The sequence below is a fragment of the Caldithrix abyssi DSM 13497 genome, assembly GCF_001886815.1.
GTDB classification, from domain to species: domain Bacteria; phylum Calditrichota; class Calditrichia; order Calditrichales; family Calditrichaceae; genus Caldithrix; species Caldithrix abyssi.
Genome location: NZ_CP018099.1, coordinates 4,455,259 through 4,479,434, shown reverse-complemented (window position 1 = coordinate 4,479,434; position 24,176 = coordinate 4,455,259). Strand labels below are relative to the sequence as shown.

Below are 24,176 nucleotides of genomic sequence, written 5' to 3'. Positions count from 1 at the left end.
TTGCCGCCAGTGTCTAATTTTAGTTTTACGCAAGCAAGAATAAACAACCTCTGGCAGTTGAATGGGCGCTGCAAATTAAGGCGCGATATTTGGAAGAATAAGCATTTATTTGCTTTTTTAAAAATTAACGCCGTGCGAAATAAACCGATTACTAAAAGAGTTTATTCTTTTTATTTGGAAGAGGTCGTTGAAAAAAGCTATTACAGGGCAAAACGTAAAATAAATGGCAAAATTTTTATCAACGACCGTTGAAAATAATTTGGAGAATTGAACGGTTTTAAATACATTTATAAACTATAAAAAAACAAAACAACTCTAATAAAATCAATTAAAACAAGATTGGGAAATGAGTAATGGCTCAAAAAGAAAAAGTATATCAGATCACATTAATCCCCGGCGACGGCATAGGGCCGGAGGTGACATCGGCAGCCCGAAAAGTTCTGGCCGCTGCCGGCGTGGTAATAGACTGGGAAATGGTTGACGCCGGAGCTGGCGCAATCAACAAACACGGAACGACCTTGCCGGATGAAACCATCGAATCCATCAGGAAAAATAAAGTGGCTTTAAAAGGTCCGTTAACCACGCCCATAGGCGAAGGTTTTAAATCGGTTAATGTACAATTACGCAAAACCCTGGACCTGTACGCCAATATCCGGCCGGTGCGTTCGGCTTTAGGCATTACCTTTCAGCATAAACCCATTGATCTGGTTATCTTTCGGGAAAATACGGAAGATCTTTACGCTGGTCTGGAGTATGAAATTGCGCCAGGCGTTACGCAAAGTTTAAAGATTATTACCGAAAAGGCCTCGACGCGCATTGCGCGGGCCGCTTTTGAATGGGCAAGGCAAAACAAACGGAAAATGGTTCATGCGGTGCATAAGGCCAATATCATGAAGAAGAGCGACGGCCTGTTTTTAGACTGTGTGCGTAAGGTGGCAAAGGAGTATCCGGAAATAGCCTACAAGGAGATCATCGTTGACAATTGCGCCATGCAAATGGTCATGCGCCCGGATCAGTTTGATGTGGTTGTGCTGGGCAACCTGTATGGCGATATTATTTCGGATTTGGCGGCGGGGCTGGTTGGAGGGCTTGGCGTTGTGCCCGGCGCCAATATTGGCGATGAAGTGGCCATTTTTGAATCGGTTCACGGCAGCGCGCCGGACATCGCCGGAAAGGGCGTGGCCAACCCCATTGCCACCATCCTTTCGGCCAATATGATGCTGCGCCACATCGGCGAAGGGAAAGCCGCAGACCGAATACAGGCGGCGCTGGTTCTGTTTTTAGCCGAACGTAAGCATTTAACGCCGGACCTTGGCGGGCGCGCCACCACCGATGAACTGGTCGACGGCCTGATTGAAAAAATCAAAATGTTGCGTTAAGGGAAATTAAGAGGATATGGTTTTAATGGGAAAGCAAAACAATGCTTTTCAGATATTGAAAAAAATGATTGACGACCATAATCATTTTGTGGTCATCAGCCATATTTATACCGACGGCGATGCCCTGGGCGCGGTGATGGCTTTTTACCACTATTTAAAAAGTCTGGGCAAAAAGGTAGAAGCCATTATCCCGGGATCGTTACCGGCCAGGTACGATTTTTTAAAAACACGCCAGGCTATTAACAGGCATTCTAAAAGCCGATTGAAAAAAATCATTGAACGCGCCGATGTCATTTTAATTGTTGATATTAGCGCGCTGGAACGGATGGATGAATGGTACGCTCCGGTGATGGCCAGCAAGGCTAAAAAGGTTTGCATCGACCATCATCCGGATATGTGCGAACAAATGGATTTAAAAATCATTGATGTGCAGCGCATCGCCACCTGTGAGATCGTTTACGATTTTTTTAAGACGCAGGGAATTGAGATCACGGACGACATGGCGCTGGCATTGTACACGGGCATTTTGAGCGATTCCGGCGGGTTCAGATTTGAAGGCACCAGCGGTAAAACCCTGGAAATTGCGGCGCAACTGGCCAGGAAAAATATTGATCCGGCCTGGGTTTACCGTCAGGTTTACGAATACAGCAATAAAAATCAACTCCGTTTCTGGGGGCATGTGCTTGCCGGCTTGCAATCGGAGGGCGTAATCGACTGGGCGGTGGTGTCCAGAGAGACGCTGCAAAAGTTTAATGTAAATATTGAAGAGTTGAACGGCCTGATCGATATTATTCGCCGTGATGCCGCGGCGCAAATATTTGCCATGTTCGTCGAAAAGAAGAATGGCGAGGTAATGGTCGGGTTACGCTCCAAAAACGGCTTTGATGTGGGGCAACTTGCCCGGCGATTTGGCGGGGGCGGCCATTTCCATGCGGCCGGCTTTTCTTCCAGCCTGCCGCTGAGGGAGGTTGTGCAAATGACCCTGGAACAAATAAAACAAGATCAGGTTTTAAGCCCTGAGGAATAAAGATGAAAATACGTTTTTTAACTGCCGGCGAATCTCATGGACCGGGCCTGGTCGGAATTATTGAAGGACTGCCGGCAAACTTACCCGTTGATCTGAAAAGAGTTAATCATGAGCTGTACCGCAGGCAACAGGGCTACGGTCGCGGCGGACGCATGAAAATGGAAAGAGACCAGGTTGAAGTCCTTTCCGGAATCCGCTTTAACAAAACCCTGGGCAGCCCCATCAGCTTTATTTTGCGCAATAAAGATTGGGCCAACTGGACGGAAATCATGTCTCAAGGAGAGGGCAAAGAAGAGCGCGTTATCACCCGACCGCGTCCGGGACATGCCGATCTGCCCGGCGCCCTCAAATATGATTTTGACGATATGCGCAATGTGCTGGAGCGTTCCAGCGCGCGCGAAACGGCCATGCGCGTGGCTGTTGGCGCTTTTTGCAAAGAACTGCTTTACCATTTTGAAATTCAGATTATTTCGCATGTGCTTCAAATTGGCCCTGTAAAGGCCAATATGGATGTGGTTCAGGAAATGGCGCTCAGGGAAGACGCCCTTCTAAAAGCCGATGAATCTCCGGTCAGATGCCTTGATCCGCAGGCTTCACAGGAAATGATGGCCTTTATTCGCCGCGCTAAAAAGGAAGGCGATACGGCCGGAGGCGTTATTCAAATTATTGCCAAAAAGGTGCCGCCGGGGCTGGGCAGCCACGTACACTGGGATCGCAAATTAGACGGGCAACTGGCCGCCGCCCTGATGTCTATTCAGGCCGTAAAGGGCGTTGAAATTGGCCTGGGATTTAAAGGCGCGCAACTGCCCGGTTCGCAATTCCATGATGAGATGTTTTACGATGGATCAAAATTGTATCGCAACCGCAATAACGCCGGCGGTATTGAAGGGGGCATGAGCAACGGGGAGGATATTGTGATCCAGATTTTTATGAAGCCCATTCCCACTTTAATGAAACCCCTGCATTCGGTTGATCTGAGAACAAAAGAAAATTTTCTGGCGCACAAGGAACGGAGCGACGTGACGGCCGTGCCAGCCTGCGCTGTGGTGGCCGAAGCCGCAGTGGCCCAGGTTCTGGCCGACGCCTTTTGCGAAAAATTCGGAAACGATACCATTACCGATATGGAAAGCGCTTTTAATCGTTACAAAGAGCGAATTAAACTTTAAGGAGCCAGCATGAAAAAAGTTATTATCGAATACTGTGTTGTCTGAAACTATTACGATCGGGCGGCCAGTTTGGCCGAAAGAATAGAGAATCATTTGAATCTAAAAACCGAACTGCAAAAAAGCAGCGGCGGAAGATTCGAAATATTTTTAGACGGAGAAGAGATCTTTTCCAAAACCAAAACCATGCGTTTCCCGGAGCCGGATGAAATTATTCGTCTTCTGGCTGAGAGGATGAATTAAAATAGCGTAGATAACAGATCCGTTTGCAAAAATGCCTGCAATACTTTCGGCAAATTTTTGATGCGCCGCGAAAGTGGCTCGTTGTTAAAAGGCGACCTGGAGGCTTCCGCAGCGCTTTTCCCCCAAAGCCGGGAATGACAGGAAAAGACAAAAGTGTTTTAAAATAAAAACTCAACTACAACCATTTACCCTCCAAGGCAGCCAAGCCGCAACCAAAAACGAACCACCAAGAACGCAAAGAAGCCACAAAGAGCACAAAGATTTTTTTCACGCAACCCTTCTGTCCAGCGTCAACTGAAAAGGGGACGCAAGGATCGAAAAAAAAATAGAACTGTATCTCAATATGTAAGCCGAAAACTAAGCAAATCGGTGCTATTTACGGGGGTGTCTCAAAAGCGACATCAAGCGTATATTTATAAAATAATATGGAAAAGTTTACAATAGCCCTCACCCCCTTTCCCCCTCTCCCGAAAATCGGGAGAGGGGGAAAGGGGGTGAGGGCTACTGTAAGCTTTTACCTATCCCATCTTGAACAAAATTTAAGCCCAAATCACCAAATTTCCACCTTCGGTTTTTGTAAGTTATTGGTTTTTTTGGATCGAGTTTTCGAGATGTCGTTGTAGTGCCCCATACTATATTGGTTTCCCCCTTGACTTAATTGACTGATATGATTATATTTGAACATGTTTATTAAAGAAGTCACAAAAAAGAATAAAGGGTACGATAAAACCTTCGTTTACCATCAATTGGTCGAATCCTATCGTACTGAAAAAGGCCCAAGACAAAGAAAATTGCTCAACCTGGGCAAGCTTACCATTCCTAAAGACCAATGGAAAACACTTGCCAATCGCATCGAAGAGATCATAAGCGGACAAACTTCACTGATCGAAGTGGATGAGCAAATTGAACAATTAGCCCAGCGCTATGCCTCGCTTTTAATTCAAAACAAACTAAAACAAGAAAAGGTAGAAAAAAAGAAAGCCCACAGGAAACCGAGACCATTTTTACGGGCTCTGTCAAATTCAGAGATGCTCGCAGTATAGGAGGCGAATACATCAGTTTGATGATGTTAAGAAAGCTTAAGTTCAATGAACTTTTAAAAAAGCTGGGCTTTAAGGAGAAGGATATTAAACTGGCCGAACTGTTGATCGTTGGGCGCCTGGTGCACCCCTCAAGCGAATGGGCGACCTTACGCTGGGTCAAAAAGCAAAGCGCCATCGATGAGCTTTTAGAGTTAGACCTTTCAAGACTTTCTCACAATAAACTTTATCGAATTACGGATCAATTATTAGAACATAAGGACAAAATCGAGAATGGTTTAGTAGAGCAAGAGCGTCTGTTATTTTCCTTGCAGGAAAAGATCATCCTGTACGATTTAACCAATACGTATTTTGAGAGTAGCCGTACCAGTGAACTCAAGGCTCGCGGACGTAGTAAAGATAAGCGTCACGATATGCCCCTGGTTACTTTAGGCCTGGTATTGGATGAGGATGGATTCCCCAAGGAGAGTCGTCTTTTCTCTGGCAATGTTTCCGAACCAGAGACTTTGTCTAAAATTCTGGATACGATAGGCGGCAAAGTCAGGAAATTGATTATTTTAGATGCCGGGATTGCCACAGAAGAGAACTTGCAACTGATCACAAAGCGTGGACACGACTATCTGGTTGTCTCACGCAGTAAACCGGAAATCGAGATCGAAGAAAATGCTTTTAAAGAGATTAATCACGATCAACGCCATAAAGTGGAAGCCTATCTTTACCGTAAGGATAAAGAGCTTTATTTATACTGTCGCAGCGCCTCAAGGCAAAAGAAAGAGGAAGCCATTCGACAATTTCATCAGCAGCGCTTTGAGGCGGAGTTGAAATATGCGGCGGAGAGTTTGCACAAGAAACGAGGCACGAAGAAATATCCCAAGGTTTTAGAACGCATTGGCCGCATAAAGGAACGTCATGCAAAGGTGGCCTATTTTTATGATATTACGGTTGAGCATCACAATGGTATCGTGACAGAGATCAGCTGGAAGATAAAAGATGAGCAAAAGATGGATGATCGATTTTCCGGCACGTATTATTTACGGACGAGTCGTCTGGATTTAACGGATCGTGAGATTTGGCAGCTCTACATCAGTTTAACGGATGTGGAGGATGGATTTCGCTCGTTGAAGAGTGAATTAGGCTTAAGGCCTAATTTTCACCAGAAGGATAAACGCATTGAAGGGCATATTTTCATTTCGATTTTAGCCTTTCATGTATTGATAAGTCTTCAAAAACAATTACATGATGCAGGCGTTTATCATCGCTGGACAACCATTCGTGAATTACTTTCCGTACAGCAGCGAGTAAGCGTGGAGATGAAAACGCAGAAAGGAGATTTATTAGTTATAAGAGATACGACCGAACCGGAGGCGATCCATTATTTAATGGCGCAGGCATTTAAGATCAAGCCCAAGCCATTAGGTATGAAAAAGATAAGAATTTAAATATTGTAGTGGTAATAAAAAAGAACGACATGTTGTTTTTAAATAACTTAAACCGTTTTAGTGTTCAAGATGGGCTATCTTTGTATAATTATACATTAGATGTCGCTTTTGAGACACCCTCTTGATCGTTTGGCAGGATTTCTGGGAAAACCGTTTCAACGGTTTCCTTAATTATTTCTTCACTTCACCGGGGCAAAAATCAAAATCTTTCATGCCTGATTGTTTGCTGTTTTCAAATAATAGATGTATTCATCAGGAATGATTTTGTCGAAAATCTCTTCATTGTGCGAAATCAACAAAATTCCGCTCCCGGAGACCATTTTGCCCGCAATCAGCTTCAAAACGCGCTGAATGCTCATAAAATCGAGGCCATTCAAGGGCTCGTCCAGAATAATCAGGTCCGGGTGGAGCAACAGGGCGCGTAGCAAATTCAAACGCTGTTTTTGTCCCCCGCTTAAAAAAGCCACCTTTTTATTCAAAAAGCTTTCCGTTAAGCTCTGATCAAAAATTTCTTCTAAAACCGTCATTAAATGCTCTTCTGTAAATTCTGCTGCAAGCGGCAGACCTTTAAAAATCTGGCGCACGGTAGCATTTAAATTAAGCGCTTCATCGGCGTGCTGAAAGACCATACTCAATTTTTTTCCCCACACCTTTTGCCGCCATACATTCGGCGCTGTTTCCTGATCAAAAGAGATGCCCGCCAGTTCAAAGGTTATCTTTTCGGCCTTTTGCAATCCGGAAATGATTTTGGCCAGGGTGGTTTTGCCAAGTCCGCTGGGCGCCTTTAAATAGGTAATGTGTTCCCGCTCAACAAGGAGATTTACGCTCCGTCGCCCGCCGGCTTTATAAAACACAAACGTTTTCCCAAATACGGAAAATCCGCCTTTTATGCGCAGCACCACCTGCCGCTTTTTCTTGCTGCCAGATTCAAATGGCTTCTGACGTTTTAGCCAGCTCAGGTAATCGACAGATTTAAAAGGGAAGGCCTTCACCTGATGGTCATTAATACGACGCAATTCATGCAAATTGATAAAGGATTTTAAATCGCCATGACTTTTTTCGATTTCGCTAATGATGGAGTAATCATGGGTGATAAATAAAATGGCTGGCCGCTTTTCCCGAAACCGTTTAAACAATTCTTTTAAAAAAAGATTTCGGAAATAATTGTCCAGACTGCCGGTGGGTTCGTCCAGAATGAACAGCCCCTCAGCTTCTTTTGGGAGCGCATCCATCTTTTTGAGCGCCATGGCTAACAATAAACGTTGTTTTTCGCCCCCGCTGGGCCTAAAAGGCTTTGGGTAAATGCGCAACAGAGGGCGGATGTGCGTTTCAAACGGCGCGGCCCATAAACTTTCCAGAATGTCGCGATCGTCCTCACTGGTGGCCAGGCTGCCTTCGTTCAATTGCTCCTCCAGGGTCATCAATGGATTTAAATGCGTGGAAGGTTCCTGAAAAACGTAAAAACCGTTTTGTTGTAAAATTTTTAATCTTTGCGACTGCAGATATTGAAAATAAGTCTGGCCATTGATTATGATGCGCAGGTTGCGGGGACTGACCAGCCCAAAAATCGTCTGGGCCAATAACGTTTTACCAATGCCCGATTCGCCGAACAAAAAGGTAATCTTACCAGACTCAATGGTAAAATCTTCCACTTTTACCAGCGGATGTCTGAATGTCGCGATCTCTATTTTGTAGCGTAAATTCATCCTTCCAACCGTTCTGCCAGCGCGTTGGTGATTTTAAACAAACTAAGCAAAGAAAAAATAATCATAAACGCCACACTGATTCCCAGTAAGTGTCTAAAAAACAAATTGGGTAAATAGCCGGGATGGGTGAGAGTGTAGCTAATGGCCAGAATATCCTGTTTACTGTCGATCGTAGCCAGCAAACTTCCCAGCGTAACCGGGAAGTTAAGCGCATTGACCTGCGTGGAAAGGCCAACGGAAATAATAAAATCCACGCTGCATTGTAAAAAAATGGCGGCGGCAAACACCCCAATGGCCTTGTTCATCAGATGAGCAAGACTGTTTTTGTAAATGATATCGTAATTGATGATGCGCCAGCTGGAAACGCCGCAAACACGCATGGCATTGTAAAAATCCAGTTTTTGAAAATATTTGATCCGCTCGCGTAACAGGTCAAGCACTTCCAGAAAAACAAAAATACTAATAAACAAAGCCATTAAAAGCAGAATTTCAACGTCATGGCTCAGGGCGCCTTTTGCCACCCACAGGGTTAAAACAATGTAGCCAAACAGAATGCCCACAATTTGCGGAACGGAACGAACCACATTTAACAGGAAATGCACGGCGGCTAACACGCGCTTGTGTTCGTTTTCTTCTAAAAAGTGAACAATCATCAGCCAGCCCCAGGCCTGAAAAAAGGCAAAAACCACCACCGCAAAGGCCACAAAAACGGTGTGTACAAAGGCCTGGTTCAGAGCCTGAAAAGCGGGCTGGTTCAAAAAGAAAAAATCCCACAGCCACAAAAACGAAAGACCAGCCAGCCAGAAGACGAGCCAGCTTTCAGCCTGACGTGTGTGTGCCCGCAAAGTAATGCGCTCCATCAGGCGCAGCAACCCAATGAAAGCGCGGCGAATTAAATCTAATCCCGATTTTATGATCTTTAAAATAGAATTCATCCCTTTTCAAACCTCTGCCGTTTTTTAAAAACCAGAAAATCCGTAAATATCTCCGTCGCTTTGACCAGCAGATAGAGTCCGAGCACCATGTACAGAGCCTGATCAAAATTGCGGTAAAGCAGTTGTTGTAGCAACTCATAACTCAGGTGGCCGTGAATATTTAAAGCCATTTCGATGATCACCAGACTGCTAATCACAAAAGCCGCCTGCTCTTTAAAGGTGGCCACATATTGAAAAGCGCTGTTCATGTATATGTGTTGCAGCACATGGCCTTTAAATTGTTTTTTTAAAGCAAAGATTTGATGCGGCGCAATGCCGTTTTTTCCTTTAAACTGGTAATCATTGCTCAAATTTTTAACGATGGCCGTACGTACGTAACCTTTCTGGCTTTCGTTCAATAAAAAATGGTAAAACTTGGTGGCATAGGTAATCAGCAGGCCGTTGGTCAAAACGCCCAGTACGATTAAAAATAAAATCGATTGCGAAGTAAAATCTGATTTAAGGGAGTAGGCCACCACGTAAGCCGGCGCAAAAAAGAGTAAAAAAAACATGGCCCTGGCGCCAATCCGAATCAGTACTCTAAGAGCGTCAGTAAGGAGTTTGCCGTCCGATCGGATCAACCCCTGGCGCAGCAAAAAGAACAGGCGGTAAAAATCGGGCGGACGCATTTGTTGACGCCGCACAAAAAAATACAGGCCCAGGGTTTGAACGCCGTAATAGGTTGCTGCCATGACAATCAGGAAAACAAAAACAAACTTTACATACATCCCCAACAGGCTGCCAAAAGATTTGCGGTAAGCCAGCCGTTGCTGATATTGCTTTTGTTCCAGCAGGCGCTCAGACCCAGCCTCTGAAACAAGTTGCCGCCATAGTTCGAAGTAACGAACAGAGTCCGGACCGGTCAGGGTGCGCGCCATTTCGTGATACAGTTGATATTGAAAAGCATCCTGAGGATTCAGGTTTAATTGTTGCAAGGCCTTCAGCTCGTCAGAAACGGGCCGGGAGAAAGGCGCCACGGGCCTTAAAATAAACGCCAGCGTCAGAAGCAAAACGCTAACAAACAGGGCGCTTAGCAAATGGGGCAGTAGTATTTTTTTCACGGTTGACTCCATTTGCCAATGTGCCAGTTAAAGGCGTTTTTCTTTTGTACTTTAAAACCGTTTCGTTCGGCCATGGCTTTTATTTCACGAAACAAAAGATGCGCGCTTTTTGGCCACTTTTCAAGAAGCTCCGGACGGTTGAACGTTAGTTTGATCACTTCGCCTTCTGCAGTTACTTTCCATTGCGGTAAAATTTCGCTTGACTTTTCCGGCCGGAAAAAGAGATACAACTTTTTGTACACTTCATTTTTGGCCTGCATGACAAAGCGCACCTCCTGCAGCATTTTACTAAACGTCCTGTTTTTTTGCACCACTTCCGGTCGAATCTTTTTCCATGCTCCTGCAGGCGGCCGTTTTAGCTGCCCGTAACGCGGGGGATCGGAAAGCAAAGCCACGTAATACACATTGCGCTTGCTGAATATTCTAACCAGCAGCTGTCCGGCTTGCAGGCTGGCCATGGGTTTGTGGGTTTTAGGATTCAAAAGCTGTAAATCATAACCGGGCTGAATTTCTACCGTGTCCTGTAAAACACGTACCCCATACTCCCATCGTGAAAAACCGGCGTTTGCCAGATTAACGGGTTGCCCTTCGGAATCGATCAACAAATACAAAAGGCGGTTCAAAATGTTTACGCGATAAGCCTGAGTTACCCCGTCCGCAAATGTTGTAACCTGACCCAGGCGCATGGGAACAAATCTTCCCAATTGTCTTTTTTCCGATTCATCCATCTCCTGCCGGTAAACATTTAGCAACTTTAAAGACTCCGGCTTTTCAACAATTAAAAAGCTGTTTTTTTGAGCGCGAACTCCTGTCAGGCAAAAAAACAGAATCAACCAGATTTTTACGTTCATTGTCTTCAATCATTTTAATGTCCTGCGCAAGATTAAACATTTTAGCGATTGCTTTCAAGAGAAAACGGGCAATATTGGGCAAAGCAATTGCATGGGAAAACCATTACGAACTAAAGAGGGCCTTTGGCGTAAAAACAAGCGAATCAATTTGAAAATATCGTAAAAATTGTTCGCACGGTCAAAACATTGTGGTTAATTTGATTTCATATTAAATTAACCGTTACCCGGTTTAGTATAAAATTAAAGGAGCCTCAAAAAATGGAAAGCGGCATTCAATTAAAACCTTCCGTCTCCGAACGCCAGCGGCTCTTAATCCTTTATGAACGCTACCGCCACGATTACGAAAACAATTTAAATCGTCTGTACCGTCAGGTGCGCAAACTGTTAATTAAAACCGACATCAACTTTAACATCAAATATCGCTTAAAATCGTTTGACAGCTACTTCCAGAAACTGATTCGCTATCGTCAAAAGGAGGTTAATCCCATCATCATTAACGACTTAATTGGCATGCGGATTATTTGCCCTTTTCTGGAAGATATTGAATATGTTGAATCCATCATCCGCAGTCATTTTAAGGTCATTGAAATTGAACACAAAAGCGCGGGAAAACCGATTAATGAATTCAGCTACGAATCCATCCATTTGACCATTGAACTGCCGGAAGATCAGTTTAATGGCTTTATTCCGTACAGCGGCCGCACCTGTGAACTGCAGCTGCGAACCATTTTGCAGGATGCCTGGGCCGAAGTGGAGCACGAGTTGATTTATAAGGCCAACTTTACCATGTTAAACGAGCCGATCAAACGAAAACTGGCATCATTAAACGCCACGTTGACATTAAGCGACATTATTTTTCAGGAAATTCGCGATTACCAGAAGGCCATTAAAACCCTGCGCGAAAAGTGCGACTACACCATGACGCAAAAGATTCTGCTGCCAAACGGTTCGGTTATTCCCGGGAACGGTCACAGCGCCTTTGAAGAAATCGATCTGCCGGCGGCCATTATTTCTAAATCGAGCGTTGAAAAGCAATTGTTTGAGGCGCTGGAGGCTCACAGTAAACAACAGTTTCCCAAGGCCATCCAAATTTACTCGCAACTGCTAAGGCAAAAGCTCAAACCGGCCATCCGTTCCATTGTTTACAACCATCGGGGCATGGCTTATTTTGTTCTGGGCGAATACGAAAAAGCCATTAAAGATTTTACCCAGGCTTACAAATTCGATTCCCAGAATCTGAGAGCGTTGAATAATCGTGGATTGGCTTACCGAATGTTAAAGAAATACGATCTTGCCTTAAAAGATTTCGGTCATTCACTGGAAATTGACGCCTACCAGCACGAGGGCTACCACATGCGCGCCCTCACCTATTTCGATTTGCAAGATTTCCCAAAAGCCCTGGCCGATTGCAACAAGGCCCTGAACCTGAAGCCCGATTACAGTCCGGCGCAATCGTTAAAAAATTTAATCGTTTCTAAAATGAGCTTTTAACGGACAAATCGCCAGACAATTTTAGAGAGAATGGCAATATCCTGTAGCTTCACGCGGGAATCCGACGTATCCCAGACCTGATTGATTACAAAATAAAAATCGCTTCCGATGACTGGAATCCAGCTTAAGCGAAAATTCAATAGAATTTCCTGATCATCGTTGTTCCATTGTCCGTAAAGTGAAGTAATCAATTTTGGATTAAAAGCATATTCCACGCGGCCGCCCACTTCATGGGTTGTAAAATCGGCTTCTTCAAAACGAAGATAATTGAAGGCGTAATCGGCAGTTAAATTAAGATGGCGATTGATGTTGAGGCGCGTCATAAAAAAACTGGAGGTGCGTTTTCCGTTGTAATATCCTCCCCAGCTGGTTGAGTTGCCAACAAACAGACGACGTCCCCCGAAACTAAAAAACTTTATTTCATGGCGCGTATTCCAGTAATTGCCCGGTTCAATAATCACCCCGTCATGCAGTTCAAAGGCGACGGTTGGCCGATCGAAGATTCTTTGAATGTTGTATTCAAACCAGTCGCCGCTCTTTGGCCCAATTCCCAGCGGACGCCATTCCGCTTCGAAGGACTCCAGGGCGCCCGTGTCGTTATTCCAGTAGTAATCCACATCCAGCGGTTTAAATTCCAGCTTGCGCACCCAGGGCAAAAAAGATGGGCGGGGATTTATCTGCAACTCCGTGTACAAATGGCGATAGTTGCTGCGACGTAAAAAACCGACCTCCGGATTGAAATTTTTTTCAACCACGCGATAGGCCAGGTCGTATTCAATAAAATCGTTAGGCAGGCTAAAATAGACTTTGTAGCCCAGATTATCTTCCATTTTTTCGCCATCGGTGCGCGAGCCGGCCAGCGCAGCGCCAAACTGTAAATTTTTGTCGCCCAAAAAGCTGGACGTTGCGTAGCCAAAATCCACGCCGCCAACATAATTGGACGTATCTCTGGCATTCCTGGCCGTTCCGATTATTCCCACATAAGATTGCCACAGAATATCCTGCTTAATGCGCAGTACCGAATAATTGGTTGATGGCTGATCGCCTTTTTTAGCCGTCTGGATGGATAAAGCGCCGATGCTGGTGCCGCCTTCTTTACCCAGCAATCGTAAACCGCCGATGATGGGTATTTCTTCTCCCTCATGCAGGCCAATGCGCCGGCTGTAAAAGACCTGCGCCAGACGATCTACGCGAAAATCAAAAACCGACTTGCCTTCCAGAAAAAACTGCCGCTTTTCCGGGTAGTACAACGAAAAGCGCGTTAAATTGATGCGCGCCCGGTCGGCTTCCACCTGGGCAAAATCGGTATGAACCGTTATGTTTAATTTTAAATTGGATGTGATTCGGTAATTAACATCTCCGCCAAACTTGGCGATGTTGTCAAAACCTGTGTCCCTTTCATTCTGCAGCCCCAGAGTGGCGTATGGTTTGAATTCCCAGGGCGTCCGATTGGTGATCCCGCGCAGCCCGACCAGCTTACCGGCCAGCGAGAGCATTTCGATGTCGTAATCGCGAGACCAGGCCTGCCAGAGTACCTGCTCGTTTTTGCGGCGAATATTGCGCTCAAAATTGATGCCCCAGATCTGTTCATCTTTATCCGGAAAATTTAAAGTGGAAAAAGGGATTTCAATTTCTGCAAACCAGCCTTCTTCGGTTATTTTGGTAGCCACATCCCACACACCGTTCCAGCTCAAATTTATTTGTTTACCTTCGTCGCCAATCAAAACATCGCGTCGGGCCCCATTGGGGTTGATTACAAAAAGATAGCCGTTGCGCCGATCGTGATAGGTGTCCAGCACAATTTCAAAACTGTCTTCGCTGCGTGAGAAAAAATCGCGTTTCATCTCTTTGGCAATAATCTTTTGTGGCTCGCTATCGTAGCACCAAACGCCGATGTAAAGCGCCTCGGCCGTATAAACTACAGCCACTTCCGTTTTTTCTGTAGCCGGTTGTCCTTCGTTTAGCTCCCTTTGCGTAAAGTTGGAAATTTTAGGCGCCTTTTGCCAGCAGGGTTCGTTTAAAATCCCATCGACTTTTGGCGGCTTGTTTACTTTAACAGCCTGTAAAACGTCCGGCAAAGAACGACCTCCCTGCGCCAGAGCCCACGAATTGAATACCGTTAAAAGCAGAAAAAGTAGAATAAAGCGCCGTTTCATTTACCTGTTACTCCATACGTTAAAGCGTTAATGATATTTATTTTTGATGAGCTAATAAGTTAGCAATCTGTTTTTATTTTTCAAAAAAAAGTATCGGCAAAAATGAACATTTTCTGTAATTGAAATTTGTGTATTGACCGTTAACTCATGCAGGACGTCCGCAGAAAAGATAAAATTTATGCCAGATTAGGATACTTCCCTTGAAAGATTCGGTCATCACGGGCGGGATTCGAAAATTTTTGTGCCGCAGAAATGGTTGATTAGTTGATTAGTTGAATGGTTGAATGGCAACTGTCCACGTTCAGCGTTCATCTCTCCCAGACTATTATTCTGGAAGAAGGGGGGGCGGGGAGTGAGGGCTATTGTAAACTTTTTCCTATTTTTTTATAAACATTCATTTAATATCGCTTTTGGGACAGCCTCTGGCGTAATTAGTGCCGATTTGCTTAACTTTTCTCTCAAAATAATTTGTTTAATCATTTTTCTGCGATGATTGGCGTAAACAGCGAAAAAATTACTTTGCGCGCGTTGCGGTTGGTTTTGGGTGAGGCTTTGTTGCCTTGGAATTTTAAATGCAACTTTAGGGGAATTGGTTGCGTACATGTCACTTAAACAGAGTTTTGCAAAATACACATACATGCCATTTCGAATCCCGAATTAGCATGACGGGATTTTCGAAATGACGCAAAAATTTTCGTTTTGCAGAAGTCTTGCATTTAAAAATATATGGAGGATCGTGATGAAAACATTCTTTTCGACCCTGATTTTTGTGCTGATGGCCATTCCTTTTGTTTACATGGCGTATGATGTGGCCAGAGATATTTTAAAGCAGATGAAGGAAATAGTGGCCAGGAAAGGCCGCCCCATTTTACAGGGAATTTTACAGATGTTTTATCAATGAATTCTCTCTAAAAAGGTTAATTTGTCATTAAAGCGTGATTTGTCATTTCGAACGAAGAGAGAAATCTTTTGACCCCATATATTTAAATAAAGATTTACTCACTTTTTTGTTCTTCTATTGCATTCCACCTTTAGCCAGCCTAATTTCTTTACATGTTAACCATTGTCAGCGCGTTACGCGCAGAAACAGAACCGATCATCCATGCCATGCCGCGGGTTGAAGCCTTGCCCTGCGGGGCAGGATCGCTGCGGCGCTACAGGCATTTTGATCTTTTGCGTGTGGGAGTCGGGGAACAGCGCGCCGTTCAATCTTTTAAAGCGTATCTTGAACGGTATCGGCCGTCGCAGGTTGTATTGATGGGCTTTGCCGGCGCACTAAATGCGCAAGTCAGCATTGGCCAGGTTTTTGCGATTGAAAAAATTATTCATGCCGGCAGTTCACAAACACTGGCGCTCCCCGTACCGGAGACTTTTGGGCGCCTTGCGCGGGCCAGTTTGTTAACGGTTGCCAAAGCCCTGACCGACGGTGGAGAAAAAAACAAATTTCGGGAACAGTTTAAAACCGACCTGGTGGATATGGAAAGTTTTTACCTGGCAGCGCTTTGCCATGAGCGGCACATCGAGTGCTTTGCGCTTAAAGGCGTAAGCGACCTGGCCGATAGCGCGGCCAATATGCAGTTTAAAAAGAATTTTAAAAGCGTGAGTCTAATTTTATTCGAAACACTAAAATCCATTTTACAAATTGAAAAATGAAAATATCCGTAATCATTCCGGTTTACAACCGACCACAAATGGTGAAGCGCGCCATCGAATCGGTGCTGGCGCAAACGGAAGCCGCCCATGAAATTCTGGTGATTAACGATGGCTCAACCGATGAAACGCCCCGCATTCTGGAGAAGTTTGGCACGCGGATCACCGTCGTTAATCAGCCGCACAAAGGGGTATCGGCTGCGCGCAACACCGGTATTCGGCTGGCCCGGGGAGAGTGGATTGCCCTGCTGGATAGCGATGATGAGTGGCTGCCTGAAAAGCTGGCCATGGCCCGCGAATTCCATGAGAGCCATCCCCAATATTTGATTTTTCAATCACAGGAAATCTGGATTCGGCATGGCAAGCGGGTGAATCCCAAAAAGAAGCATCAAAAATACGGTGGTTGGATCTTCAGGCAGTCCCTTCCGCTGTGCATTGTTTCACCGTCGGCGGTGGTCATTCATCAATCCGTTTTTAAAAAGGTCGGTTTGTTTGACGAGAATTTTCCTGTTTGCGAAGATTACGATTTGTGGTTGCGTGTGGCGCGCCTGTTCCCGATTGGGCTCGATTCCAGGCCGGGCATCGTAAAGTATGGCGGACACGAAGATCAATTGTCCAGAAAATATTGGGGTATGGACTACTATCGTGTATTGGCTATCGAAAAACATTTAAAAGAAAACAACCTGCCGCCAGATTTGCGGCAGGCCGCTCTGGAGGAGGTTTTAAAAAAGCTGCAGGTTTTAATTTCCGGTTACCAGAAGCGCGGCAGGCGTAATTTCCAATTAGAAGAAAAATGGCGCAGGTACAGGGAACAATTAATTTCACTAAAAGAAAATCTTTGATTTAATCAACTAAGGCAGCCTAGCCGCAACCAAAATCAACCGTAACGTGCGCAAAGTAATTTTCTCGCAGATTACGAAAATAATCGCAGAAAAAGATTAAACAAATTATTTTGAGAGAAAAGTTAAGCAAATCCAATTGCTCCCGGGGCTGTCCTAAAAGCGATATTAAATGAATGTTTATAAAAAAATAGGAAAAATTTTACAATAGCCCTCACTCCCCGCCCCCCCCCTTCTTCCAGAATAATAGTCTGGGAGAGATTAACGCTGAACGTGGACAGTTGCCATTCAACCATTCAACTAATCAACTAATCAACCATTTCTGCGGCACAAAAATTTTCGAATCCCGAAAGGGCGGGACTAGATGCTACGAAGGAATTATTCTAAAAAACACGCCACCAGGGCAGGCCCACAGGGCAACCAAATTGGGAATGGGTAAAGCGGTAGGGAAATAAGTTAACGTTAATAAAATTTCAACTCCGAATAATACCTCTATGCCGGACACCTATTAGGCATGCAGTATTCTGTAGGCAGAATAAAAATTTTGCTAAATAAAAGCGCGGCAGTCTTTTGGCAGGAAAATTTTTTAGGTATTTTTTATTTTGTGTTTTAAGAGAAAAGTTTTCTTAAGGTATGAAAGGGCCGATTTAATGTAACTTTAAGGGGAATGGCTCATATCTATATTAATAAAAGGAATGGGAAGAATCGCGGGATTAAAAATGAAGGACTATTACAAAATACTGGGCGTAAAAAGAACGGCAACAACGCGGGAAATAAAATCGGCATACCGCGACCTGGTAAAGAGACACCACCCTGATAAGACCGGGCGCTGTGAAGAAGATGAACAGATTAAGGAGATCAATGAAGCATACCATACGTTAATCGATCCGCAAAAGCGTAAAACCTACAATGAAAACTTAGGGGAAACAATAAAAGTGAACGTGGTAGGTTACGATAAATCCGGTAAAAAGAGTATGAAGAGTACATGGCGAGGCAGGCCAGAACCACTTATTCCCAGAAAGGAGACAGGGGCCGGGAATTTTGATTCGATTCTGGAGGAAGAACTACGATATTTTGAAAGGCTGCGTCGTTACCTGTTGCGCCGATTCTTTGATGATGATTTTTTCTTTTAATGGCGATTAAGCTTTTAAAGCGGCGCCCACTCTACCCGGGCAGGCATGATTAGCAGCTCCACAGCTAAACAGTCGGCTGATCTCAAACCGCCCTTTTGAACCATGATTTTCGTGATTACAGGATTAACAAGAGTTAACGTTTTTACTTTGAAAATTTCTTTTTACAATTGTGTGTAAGTTTTTTATGGCGCACAGCACTGAATCAAGGCAATCCAACAATCCGACTAATCAAGGTTCAAAAATTACCCCTAAGGCAGCGTAGCCGCAACCAAAATCAACCGCAACGTGCGCAAAGTAATTTTCTCGCAGATTACGCCAATAATCGCTGAAAATTATTTAACATTTAAGACGCAAGCTAAGCAAACCGGCACTCTACTATTCGTAATCCGTAATTCGGGCACAGCCTCCCACTTCGTGTGATAATTTTTAATTGTAGTAAAGCATACCAGCAAACAAAAACATTCCCGCAGGAATTTAAACAACCACAGAGCGCACAGAAAATTCACAAAAGGCACAAAGAATGTTTTAAGTTAAAAATAGTTTCAATTGCCCCCCTGCTCTCTGGGGCTGTCCCAGAAGTCAAAGACAATGTATTTTTATAAAGTTTTTCTTTCCCTCACCCCCTTTCCAAGAAAAAGAGTCTGGGAGAGTAGGAAGAACTGTTCGTTGGAAATTTTTCTCCAATGATGTTCAATATTTGCGCATTTATAAATTTCTATTCAACCATTCAACTAATTAACTATTCAACCAATACAGCAGCACAAAAAATTTCGCACGCTAAGACATTACATTTTTTGAAGGAAGTATCCTAAACTTCTAAACCCATAAACTCTTAAACTCTTACATTATTCCCCCCCGTCTCCGACTTGTCATATTTTCACACCTTTCTTTAATTTTTGCAAAATCGCTGTCATATTGTCAAGCGCTCAATTAGCTCTAATATTTTAAAAAAACTTAGAACTTGTTGATAATACAGAAATTAACGGTTGTGGCACGAGGTTTGTATTGTTAAAAGGCGAAAACGAAAACAATCAAGAAAGGAGGGATGAACCATGACCTTAGCAAGAATGTGGCAGGTAGATCCATGGCGCGAATTGGATCGCATTCATGACGAGATGAACCGTCTGTTCCGTGATACATTCAGCCGTGTTGCCGTTCGTCGCTATCCGGCCATCAACATGTGGGTTAAAGACGACCAGGCGATTGTTACGGCCGAATTACCCGGTTTCGATCCGGATAAACTGGAGATTACCGTGCTGAATGACGAATTACACATCAAGGGAGAACGTAAACTGCCTGAACCTGAAAAGGATGTTACCTTCCATCGTAAGGAAATCGATGTGGATAGCTTTCAGCGCACCATCTCGTTGCCTTATGCGGTAGAAAACGACAAAGTAGAAGCCAATTTTGAAAAAGGCGTTCTGACCATCGTTTTACCGCGCGCTGAAGCCGACAAACCGCGCAAAATTCAGGTAAAAAGCAAATAATTAATGAAAGGAGGTGAGGACTATGGCAGACAAAAAAACACTGCAAAAACGTGAAAGCGATAAATTAGAAAAAGTTGAAAGAACCCGTGATCGCAAAGTGTTCGCCCCGGCAGTGGATATTTATGAAACCAACGAGGCCATTATTCTGGTAGCCGAAATGCCGGGCGTGGATGAGAAGACCATTGATGTAACGCTGGACAATGATGTGCTGACCTTGCGTGGTCAGGTAAACTACGATATTCCCGAAGGTTACGAACTGGTTTACAACGAATACGATCTGGGCGATTACGAACGTTCTTTTACGGTAAACGAATACATCGACGTGGACAAGATTGAAGCAGAATATCACAATGGTGTTCTGACCGTGACCTTGCCGAAGGCTGAACCGGTGAAAGCTAAAAAAGTTCAGGTTAAGGTTAAATAACCTGCAGTGAAAGGAGGTGAGGAGTTATGGCAATTCGTGATCTGATTCAGGGCAATTTTCTGAAAAAGAATGTGCCTGTGCGTCGCGAAGAATGGATTAGCCCATTTTACAGCTTGCAAAAAGAGATAAACCGCATCTTTGACAACTTTTTTAACGAAATTACTTCGGATCGCTTTTTCGGCGATGTGAGCGGTTCTTTTGTCCCCAGCGTGGATGTAAAGGAAAAGGACAAAGAGATCATCGTTACGGCAGAGCTGCCGGGCATGGATGCCGAGGATATTGAAATCAACATTTCTGACGACGTGTTGACTTTGCGCGGCGAAAAGAGAGAAGAAAAAGAGGAAAAAGAAGGTAACTTCTATCGTCGTGAATGCTCTTACGGCAGTTTCCATCGCGATATTCCTCTACCGGCAGAGATTGATCCGGATAAGGTGGAAGCCGAATTCAAACGCGGCGTGCTAAAAGTGCGCTTACCGAAAAAACCGGAATCGGAACGGAAGGCCAAAAAGATTGAGGTTAAAACCAAATAATTAAAAACGCACATACTCCTCCTCATTAAGCAAAAGGCCGGCAGCTCAGTCGGCCTTTTGCATATTTGCAGGAGAGAAAAATAGAGTTCTGCAAAATGTAAATTTTAGTGTCATTTCGAGGAGCGGAGCGACGAGAAATCTTTTGTTTTTGTTGAAGTTAGAAGATTTCTCATCCCGATAAATCGGAATTCGAAATGACATGTATGTGCATTTTGCAGAACTCTAGGAGAGAAAAAAAGTAAGGAGGTGAATTGGAAATGAAAAAAGATTACTACGAAATATTAGGAGTGAGCAAGACGGCCAGCGCCGAAGAGATTAAAAAAGCCTATCGAAAGCTGGCGGCAAAATATCATCCGGATAAAAATCCTGGCGATAAGCAGGCGGAGGAGATGTTTAAACAGATCAATGAGGCCCATTCTGTTTTAACAGACCCCGAGAAACGAAAATTGTACGATCGCTATGGAGAAAACTGGAAACAATTTGAACAAATGGATGAGAAGACGCGCCAGCAGTACGAAAAGTACCAGCAGTATCAGCAACAGCAGCACTACAACTTTGCTGGCTCGGATAATAATGGCCATTATGAATTTGCCTTTGGCGACATCTTTGGCGACGCCTTTGGAGGCGGCTTTGGGGATGACATTTTCGGCGCCTTTTTTGGCGGCAGAAAGCGCTCTCCATTCGGGTCGGACTATGCCCAATCCTATGCAATGCCGGGTCAGGATGTGCATGCCGAGCTTGAAATTTCTCTGGAAGAAGCGTATCACGGCACAACCAGGCTGTTCAAAATTAATGACCAGACGATTAAGCTGAAAATAAAACCCGGCACAAAAGACGGCCAGATTTTAAAACTAAAAGGCAAGGGAAACCCGGGCATTAACGGCGGGCCCAACGGCGACTTACTGATCACTGTGCGATTGAAACCGCATCCGGTTTTTACGCGTTCGGGCGATGATTTGCACATGGAGCTGCCGATCGATCTCTACACGGCGGTTTTAGGCGGCAGCGCACAAATTCAAACTCTTAAAGGCAAAGTAAAAGTCAACATCCCGGCCGAGAGCAACAACGGCAAGATCATTCGTCTGCCAGGTCTGGGCATGCCCAAAGACGCCAGTAAAACACGTTTTGGCGATTTGTACATTAAGCTAAATGTGCAAATTCCGCAAAACCTGAGTGAAAAAGAAAAACAACTGTTTCGCGAGTTAGCCCGGTTGCGCAAATAAAAAGCGATCCAATTCACCTCCGCCGGGCTGGCCGCTTTTAGTTTTTTAATGATCTTTTTCCCTTTCTGCCAAACTAATCACACATTAAAACAATTTTTTTCTTATATTTGCCCCTTGATTATTCTTATTTAAAGATCAATGAATGAAAACAGGAGAGGTCGATGAGTACGAAATTAGTTCCTCCACACGGAGGTGAATTGAAGCCGTTAATGCTTGAAGGACAGGCTCTTAAAGAAGCAAAAGAAAAAGCCCAATCACTGCCGCAGGTGCGCCTCAGCTCGCGGGAAACTTCCGATTTGATCATGCTGGGCATGGGCGCCTTTAGCCCGCTGGATGGCTTTATGCGCCAAAAAGACTACAAAACGGTGGTAACCGACATGTTAATGGCCGATGGAACGTTGTGGCCAATTCCCATCACACTTTCCGTCTCACAGGAACAGGCCGACGCGCTGAAAGAAGGCGACGAGGTGGCTCTGGTTGACGACGAGAGCGGCGAATTGATGGGCTCCATGGTGGTTGAAGAAAAGTACGCTTACGACAAAAAACACGAAGCGCTTAACGTATTTCGCACCGATGATGAAGCGCATCCTGGCGTGGCTAAAGTTTACGCCCAACACGATATCTATCTGGCCGGGCCGGTTAAAGTTTTTAGCGAATTACACTACGCAGATGAGTTCGGCGCCTATTACGCACGTCCGGCCGAAACGCGTAAAATTTTTGCCGAAAAAGGCTGGAAAACCATCGCCGGTTTTCAAACGCGGAACCCAATCCACCGCTCCCACGAGTTTGTAACAAAAATCGCGCTGGAAATCATCGACGGTCTGTTCATCCATCCGCTGGTGGGCAAACTGAAACCGGGCGACATTCCGGCAGACGTGCGCATGAAGTGCTACGAAGTGCTGCTTGACAAATATTACCCGCGCGATCATGTGGTTTTAAAAGTTTACCCCATGGAAATGCGTTACGGCGGACCGCGCGAAGCCGTACTCCATGCTATTTTTCGTCAAAACTTCGGCTGTACGCACCTGATCATCGGCCGCGATCACGCCGGGGTGGGCAACTATTACGGTCCGTTTGACGCTCAGAAGATATTTGAAGAGATCCCCGCCGGCAAATTACACATCCAGCCCTTGATGATCGACTGGACGTTCTGGTGCTACAAGTGCGACGGCATGGCTTCCATGAAAACCTGTCCGCACGGTAAAGAAGATCGCCTGTTGATCAGCGGCACCAAATTGCGCGAAATGCTTTCCAAGGGCGAGCGACCGCCAAAAGAATTTAGCCGACCGGAAGTGGTTGAAATATTAATGGACTACTACAAAAATAACGGATAAAATTCAGGGAGAACAATACATGACCGTTCAAAAAGCAACCAATATTGTCTGGCATCCTTCTTTGATTACCAAAGAAGACCGTGAAAAACTGTTAAAACAAAAAGGCTGCGTCATCTGGTTTACCGGCCTTTCCGGCTCCGGGAAGTCCACCCTGGCCCATGCCGTGGAAGAGATGCTTTACAAAATGGGACATTTAACCTTTGTACTGGATGGCGATAATATTCGCCACGGTTTAAATAAAAACCTTGGTTTTTCACCGGAAGACCGCGAAGAAAATATCCGGCGTATTGGCGAGGTAGCCAAACTGTTTGCTCAGGCCGGCGTTATTACCATGACCGCCTTTATTTCGCCTTACCGAAAAGACCGCGACAACGCCCGCGCTCTGTTAAACGACGGCGAATTTATCGAAGTGTTTGTTAAAGTGCCGCTGGAAGTGGCAGAAGAGCGCGATCCCAAAGGCCTTTACAAAAAAGCGCGCGCCGGCGAGATCAAAGAATTTACGGGCATCGACGCGCCTTACGAAGAACCGCTCAATCCGGAGCTGGTGATCGATACCAGTAAATTGTCGTTAAAAGATAGCGCGCAGATGGTCATCGATTATCTGAAAGAAAAGAAAATCATCTGATTCCAACCTCAAAAGCGCGATTTCATCTCCGGTCTGAAATCGCGCTTTTATTAAATGAGAGATTACCTGCCGCTAAACCACGAATCAGCTTACATGCAAAATTTAACGCGTAGAATTCATCCACTGGTGGGACCTATCAGCCACAGAGATAAAAACCGCTCCCTCAGCGCAGCCGAAGGGGAGCGAGTGGCCACTCTCCCCTAAACCCCCTAAACCCCTAAACCAAAAACCAACCAATTTCATTTGAAATTTATTTTTTCATATCTTATTTTTGATTAGTTAACTTACCTCCACGGACGGTTCATCTCTTTAAAAGGATTTTTTTAAATTTAAAATAAGGGACTGAACCATGAAGATGGTTATCCTTTTGAAAATTTTTGTAGAAGAAAAAATGGTGTACA

Annotated in this window: 22 protein-coding genes and 1 pseudogene; 17 read left to right on the top strand and 6 right to left on the bottom strand. The window is 44.7% G+C overall.

The features are described from left to right. The first annotated feature begins 9 nt into the window (after positions 1–9). From Cabys_RS20180 to Cabys_RS17575, 6 genes and pseudogenes are all read left to right on the top strand, one after another. Complete coding sequence (locus Cabys_RS20180) at positions 10–252, top strand: hypothetical protein (protein WP_169833733.1); 243 nt, start codon at positions 10–12, stop codon at positions 250–252. A 101-nt stretch (positions 253–353) separates the two neighbouring features. Beyond that, positions 354–1,379 carry an isocitrate/isopropylmalate dehydrogenase family protein gene (locus tag Cabys_RS17600; protein WP_006928033.1) on the top strand — a complete coding sequence of 342 codons (1,026 nt, stop codon included), beginning with the start codon at positions 354–356 and terminating at the stop codon, positions 1,377–1,379. A 25-nt stretch (positions 1,380–1,404) separates the two neighbouring features. Beyond that, positions 1,405–2,406: a DHH family phosphoesterase gene (locus Cabys_RS17595; RefSeq protein WP_006928034.1), complete on the top strand. Its 1,002-nt coding sequence runs from the start codon at positions 1,405–1,407 to the stop codon at positions 2,404–2,406. Positions 2,407–2,408: 2 nt separating this feature from the next. Continuing rightward, positions 2,409–3,572: a chorismate synthase gene (gene aroC / locus Cabys_RS17590; protein ID WP_006928035.1), complete on the top strand. Its 1,164-nt coding sequence runs from the start codon at positions 2,409–2,411 to the stop codon at positions 3,570–3,572. A 9-nt stretch (positions 3,573–3,581) separates the two neighbouring features. Continuing rightward, a complete protein-coding gene (locus Cabys_RS17585; protein WP_006928036.1) occupies positions 3,582–3,812 on the top strand; it encodes an Rdx family protein in 231 nt (76 codons plus the stop codon). A 683-nt stretch (positions 3,813–4,495) separates the two neighbouring features. Further along, positions 4,496–6,291 (top strand): annotated as a pseudogene (locus Cabys_RS17575) (IS1634 family transposase). 209 nt (positions 6,292–6,500) lie between these two features. Here the strand turns inward: Cabys_RS17575 and Cabys_RS17570 are convergent. From Cabys_RS17570 to Cabys_RS17555, 4 genes are read right to left on the bottom strand one after another with little or no spacing between them, the layout of a single operon-like run. Beyond that, positions 6,501–7,997: an ATP-binding cassette domain-containing protein gene (locus Cabys_RS17570; protein WP_006928037.1), complete on the bottom strand. Its 1,497-nt coding sequence runs from the start codon at positions 7,995–7,997 to the stop codon at positions 6,501–6,503. Next, the gene (locus Cabys_RS17565) at positions 7,994–8,932 is read right to left on the bottom strand and encodes an ABC transporter permease subunit (protein WP_006928038.1); all 939 of its coding nucleotides are present in this window, start codon (positions 8,930–8,932) and stop codon (positions 7,994–7,996) included. The genes Cabys_RS17570 and Cabys_RS17565 overlap by 4 nt, the downstream gene beginning before the upstream one ends. Further along, positions 8,929–10,032: a hypothetical protein gene (locus Cabys_RS17560; RefSeq protein WP_006928039.1), complete on the bottom strand. Its 1,104-nt coding sequence runs from the start codon at positions 10,030–10,032 to the stop codon at positions 8,929–8,931. The genes Cabys_RS17565 and Cabys_RS17560 overlap by 4 nt, the downstream gene beginning before the upstream one ends. Beyond that, positions 10,029–10,883, bottom strand: coding sequence for a hypothetical protein (locus tag Cabys_RS17555; protein WP_006928040.1), 855 nt, complete (start codon positions 10,881–10,883; stop codon positions 10,029–10,031). The genes Cabys_RS17560 and Cabys_RS17555 overlap by 4 nt, the downstream gene beginning before the upstream one ends. A gap of 258 nt (positions 10,884–11,141) precedes the next feature. Between Cabys_RS17555 and Cabys_RS17550 the strand changes: the two genes are divergently transcribed. Continuing rightward, the gene (locus tag Cabys_RS17550; protein ID WP_006928041.1) at positions 11,142–12,374 is read left to right on the top strand and encodes a tetratricopeptide repeat protein; all 1,233 of its coding nucleotides are present in this window, start codon (positions 11,142–11,144) and stop codon (positions 12,372–12,374) included. Here Cabys_RS17550 and Cabys_RS17545 read toward each other — a convergent pair. Both Cabys_RS17545 and Cabys_RS17540 read right to left on the bottom strand, forming a co-directional pair. After that, positions 12,371–14,530, bottom strand: a complete 2,160-nt coding sequence (locus Cabys_RS17545; protein WP_006928042.1) for a DUF5916 domain-containing protein — start codon at positions 14,528–14,530, stop codon at positions 12,371–12,373. The genes Cabys_RS17550 and Cabys_RS17545 overlap by 4 nt on opposite strands. Before the next feature lie 384 nt (positions 14,531–14,914). Then, positions 14,915–15,169 (bottom strand): hypothetical protein, encoded by a 255-nt coding sequence (locus tag Cabys_RS17540; RefSeq protein ID WP_044281088.1) that lies wholly within the window; start codon positions 15,167–15,169, stop codon positions 14,915–14,917. Between the two features lie 100 nt (positions 15,170–15,269). Between Cabys_RS17540 and Cabys_RS20175 the strand changes: the two genes are divergently transcribed. The 10 genes from Cabys_RS20175 to cysC all read left to right on the top strand — a co-directional run bounded on the left by Cabys_RS20175 (position 15,270) and on the right by cysC (position 23,775). Beyond that, positions 15,270–15,431 (top strand): hypothetical protein, encoded by a 162-nt coding sequence (locus Cabys_RS20175; RefSeq protein ID WP_006928043.1) that lies wholly within the window; start codon positions 15,270–15,272, stop codon positions 15,429–15,431. A 152-nt stretch (positions 15,432–15,583) separates the two neighbouring features. After that, positions 15,584–16,183 carry a 5'-methylthioadenosine/S-adenosylhomocysteine nucleosidase family protein gene (locus Cabys_RS17535; protein ID WP_006928044.1) on the top strand — a complete coding sequence of 200 codons (600 nt, stop codon included), beginning with the start codon at positions 15,584–15,586 and terminating at the stop codon, positions 16,181–16,183. Further along, entirely contained in the window at positions 16,180–17,022 is an 843-nt protein-coding gene (locus Cabys_RS17530; protein WP_006928045.1) for a glycosyltransferase family 2 protein, read from the top strand. Before Cabys_RS17535 ends, Cabys_RS17530 begins: the two co-directional genes overlap by 4 nt. Positions 17,023–17,738: 716 nt before the next feature. Beyond that, positions 17,739–18,152 carry a J domain-containing protein gene (locus Cabys_RS17525; protein WP_006928046.1) on the top strand — a complete coding sequence of 138 codons (414 nt, stop codon included), beginning with the start codon at positions 17,739–17,741 and terminating at the stop codon, positions 18,150–18,152. A 1,052-nt stretch (positions 18,153–19,204) separates the two neighbouring features. Then, the gene (locus tag Cabys_RS17520) at positions 19,205–19,639 is read left to right on the top strand and encodes an Hsp20/alpha crystallin family protein (RefSeq protein ID WP_006928051.1); all 435 of its coding nucleotides are present in this window, start codon (positions 19,205–19,207) and stop codon (positions 19,637–19,639) included. A 22-nt stretch (positions 19,640–19,661) separates the two neighbouring features. After that, positions 19,662–20,063: an Hsp20/alpha crystallin family protein gene (locus tag Cabys_RS17515; RefSeq protein WP_006928053.1), complete on the top strand. Its 402-nt coding sequence runs from the start codon at positions 19,662–19,664 to the stop codon at positions 20,061–20,063. 26 nt (positions 20,064–20,089) lie between these two features. Further along, the gene (locus Cabys_RS17510; RefSeq protein ID WP_006928054.1) at positions 20,090–20,593 is read left to right on the top strand and encodes an Hsp20/alpha crystallin family protein; all 504 of its coding nucleotides are present in this window, start codon (positions 20,090–20,092) and stop codon (positions 20,591–20,593) included. Positions 20,594–20,850: 257 nt separating this feature from the next. Continuing rightward, on the top strand, positions 20,851–21,816 hold the full coding sequence (locus Cabys_RS17505; RefSeq protein WP_006928055.1) for a DnaJ C-terminal domain-containing protein: 966 nt from the start codon (positions 20,851–20,853) through the stop codon (positions 21,814–21,816). A 161-nt stretch (positions 21,817–21,977) separates the two neighbouring features. After that, positions 21,978–23,150 (top strand): sulfate adenylyltransferase, encoded by a 1,173-nt coding sequence (gene sat / locus Cabys_RS17500; RefSeq protein WP_006928056.1) that lies wholly within the window; start codon positions 21,978–21,980, stop codon positions 23,148–23,150. A 19-nt stretch (positions 23,151–23,169) separates the two neighbouring features. Beyond that, a complete protein-coding gene (gene cysC, locus Cabys_RS17495; protein ID WP_006928057.1) occupies positions 23,170–23,775 on the top strand; it encodes an adenylyl-sulfate kinase in 606 nt (201 codons plus the stop codon). Positions 23,776–24,176 lie beyond the last annotated feature (401 nt).

Coding starts and splice junctions, on each gene's coding strand:
- Cabys_RS17600 (WP_006928033.1), top strand. CDS start 354: ATGGCTCAAAAAGAAAAAGTATATCAGATCACATTAATCCCCGGCGAC.
- Cabys_RS17595 (WP_006928034.1), top strand. CDS start 1,405: ATGGGAAAGCAAAACAATGCTTTTCAGATATTGAAAAAAATGATTGAC.
- aroC (WP_006928035.1), top strand. CDS start 2,409: ATGAAAATACGTTTTTTAACTGCCGGCGAATCTCATGGACCGGGCCTG.
- Cabys_RS17570 (WP_006928037.1), bottom strand. CDS start 7,997: ATGAATTTACGCTACAAAATAGAGATCGCGACATTCAGACATCCGCTG.
- Cabys_RS17565 (WP_006928038.1), bottom strand. CDS start 8,932: ATGAATTCTATTTTAAAGATCATAAAATCGGGATTAGATTTAATTCGC.
- Cabys_RS17555 (WP_006928040.1), bottom strand. CDS start 10,883: ATGAACGTAAAAATCTGGTTGATTCTGTTTTTTTGCCTGACAGGAGTT.
- Cabys_RS17550 (WP_006928041.1), top strand. CDS start 11,142: ATGGAAAGCGGCATTCAATTAAAACCTTCCGTCTCCGAACGCCAGCGG.
- Cabys_RS17545 (WP_006928042.1), bottom strand. CDS start 14,530: ATGAAACGGCGCTTTATTCTACTTTTTCTGCTTTTAACGGTATTCAAT.
- Cabys_RS17540 (WP_044281088.1), bottom strand. CDS start 15,169: ATGTATGTGTATTTTGCAAAACTCTGTTTAAGTGACATGTACGCAACC.
- Cabys_RS20175 (WP_006928043.1), top strand. CDS start 15,270: ATGAAAACATTCTTTTCGACCCTGATTTTTGTGCTGATGGCCATTCCT.
- Cabys_RS17535 (WP_006928044.1), top strand. CDS start 15,584: ATGTTAACCATTGTCAGCGCGTTACGCGCAGAAACAGAACCGATCATC.
- Cabys_RS17530 (WP_006928045.1), top strand. CDS start 16,180: ATGAAAATATCCGTAATCATTCCGGTTTACAACCGACCACAAATGGTG.
- Cabys_RS17525 (WP_006928046.1), top strand. CDS start 17,739: ATGAAGGACTATTACAAAATACTGGGCGTAAAAAGAACGGCAACAACG.
- Cabys_RS17520 (WP_006928051.1), top strand. CDS start 19,205: ATGACCTTAGCAAGAATGTGGCAGGTAGATCCATGGCGCGAATTGGAT.
- Cabys_RS17515 (WP_006928053.1), top strand. CDS start 19,662: ATGGCAGACAAAAAAACACTGCAAAAACGTGAAAGCGATAAATTAGAA.
- Cabys_RS17510 (WP_006928054.1), top strand. CDS start 20,090: ATGGCAATTCGTGATCTGATTCAGGGCAATTTTCTGAAAAAGAATGTG.
- Cabys_RS17505 (WP_006928055.1), top strand. CDS start 20,851: ATGAAAAAAGATTACTACGAAATATTAGGAGTGAGCAAGACGGCCAGC.
- sat (WP_006928056.1), top strand. CDS start 21,978: ATGAGTACGAAATTAGTTCCTCCACACGGAGGTGAATTGAAGCCGTTA.
- cysC (WP_006928057.1), top strand. CDS start 23,170: ATGACCGTTCAAAAAGCAACCAATATTGTCTGGCATCCTTCTTTGATT.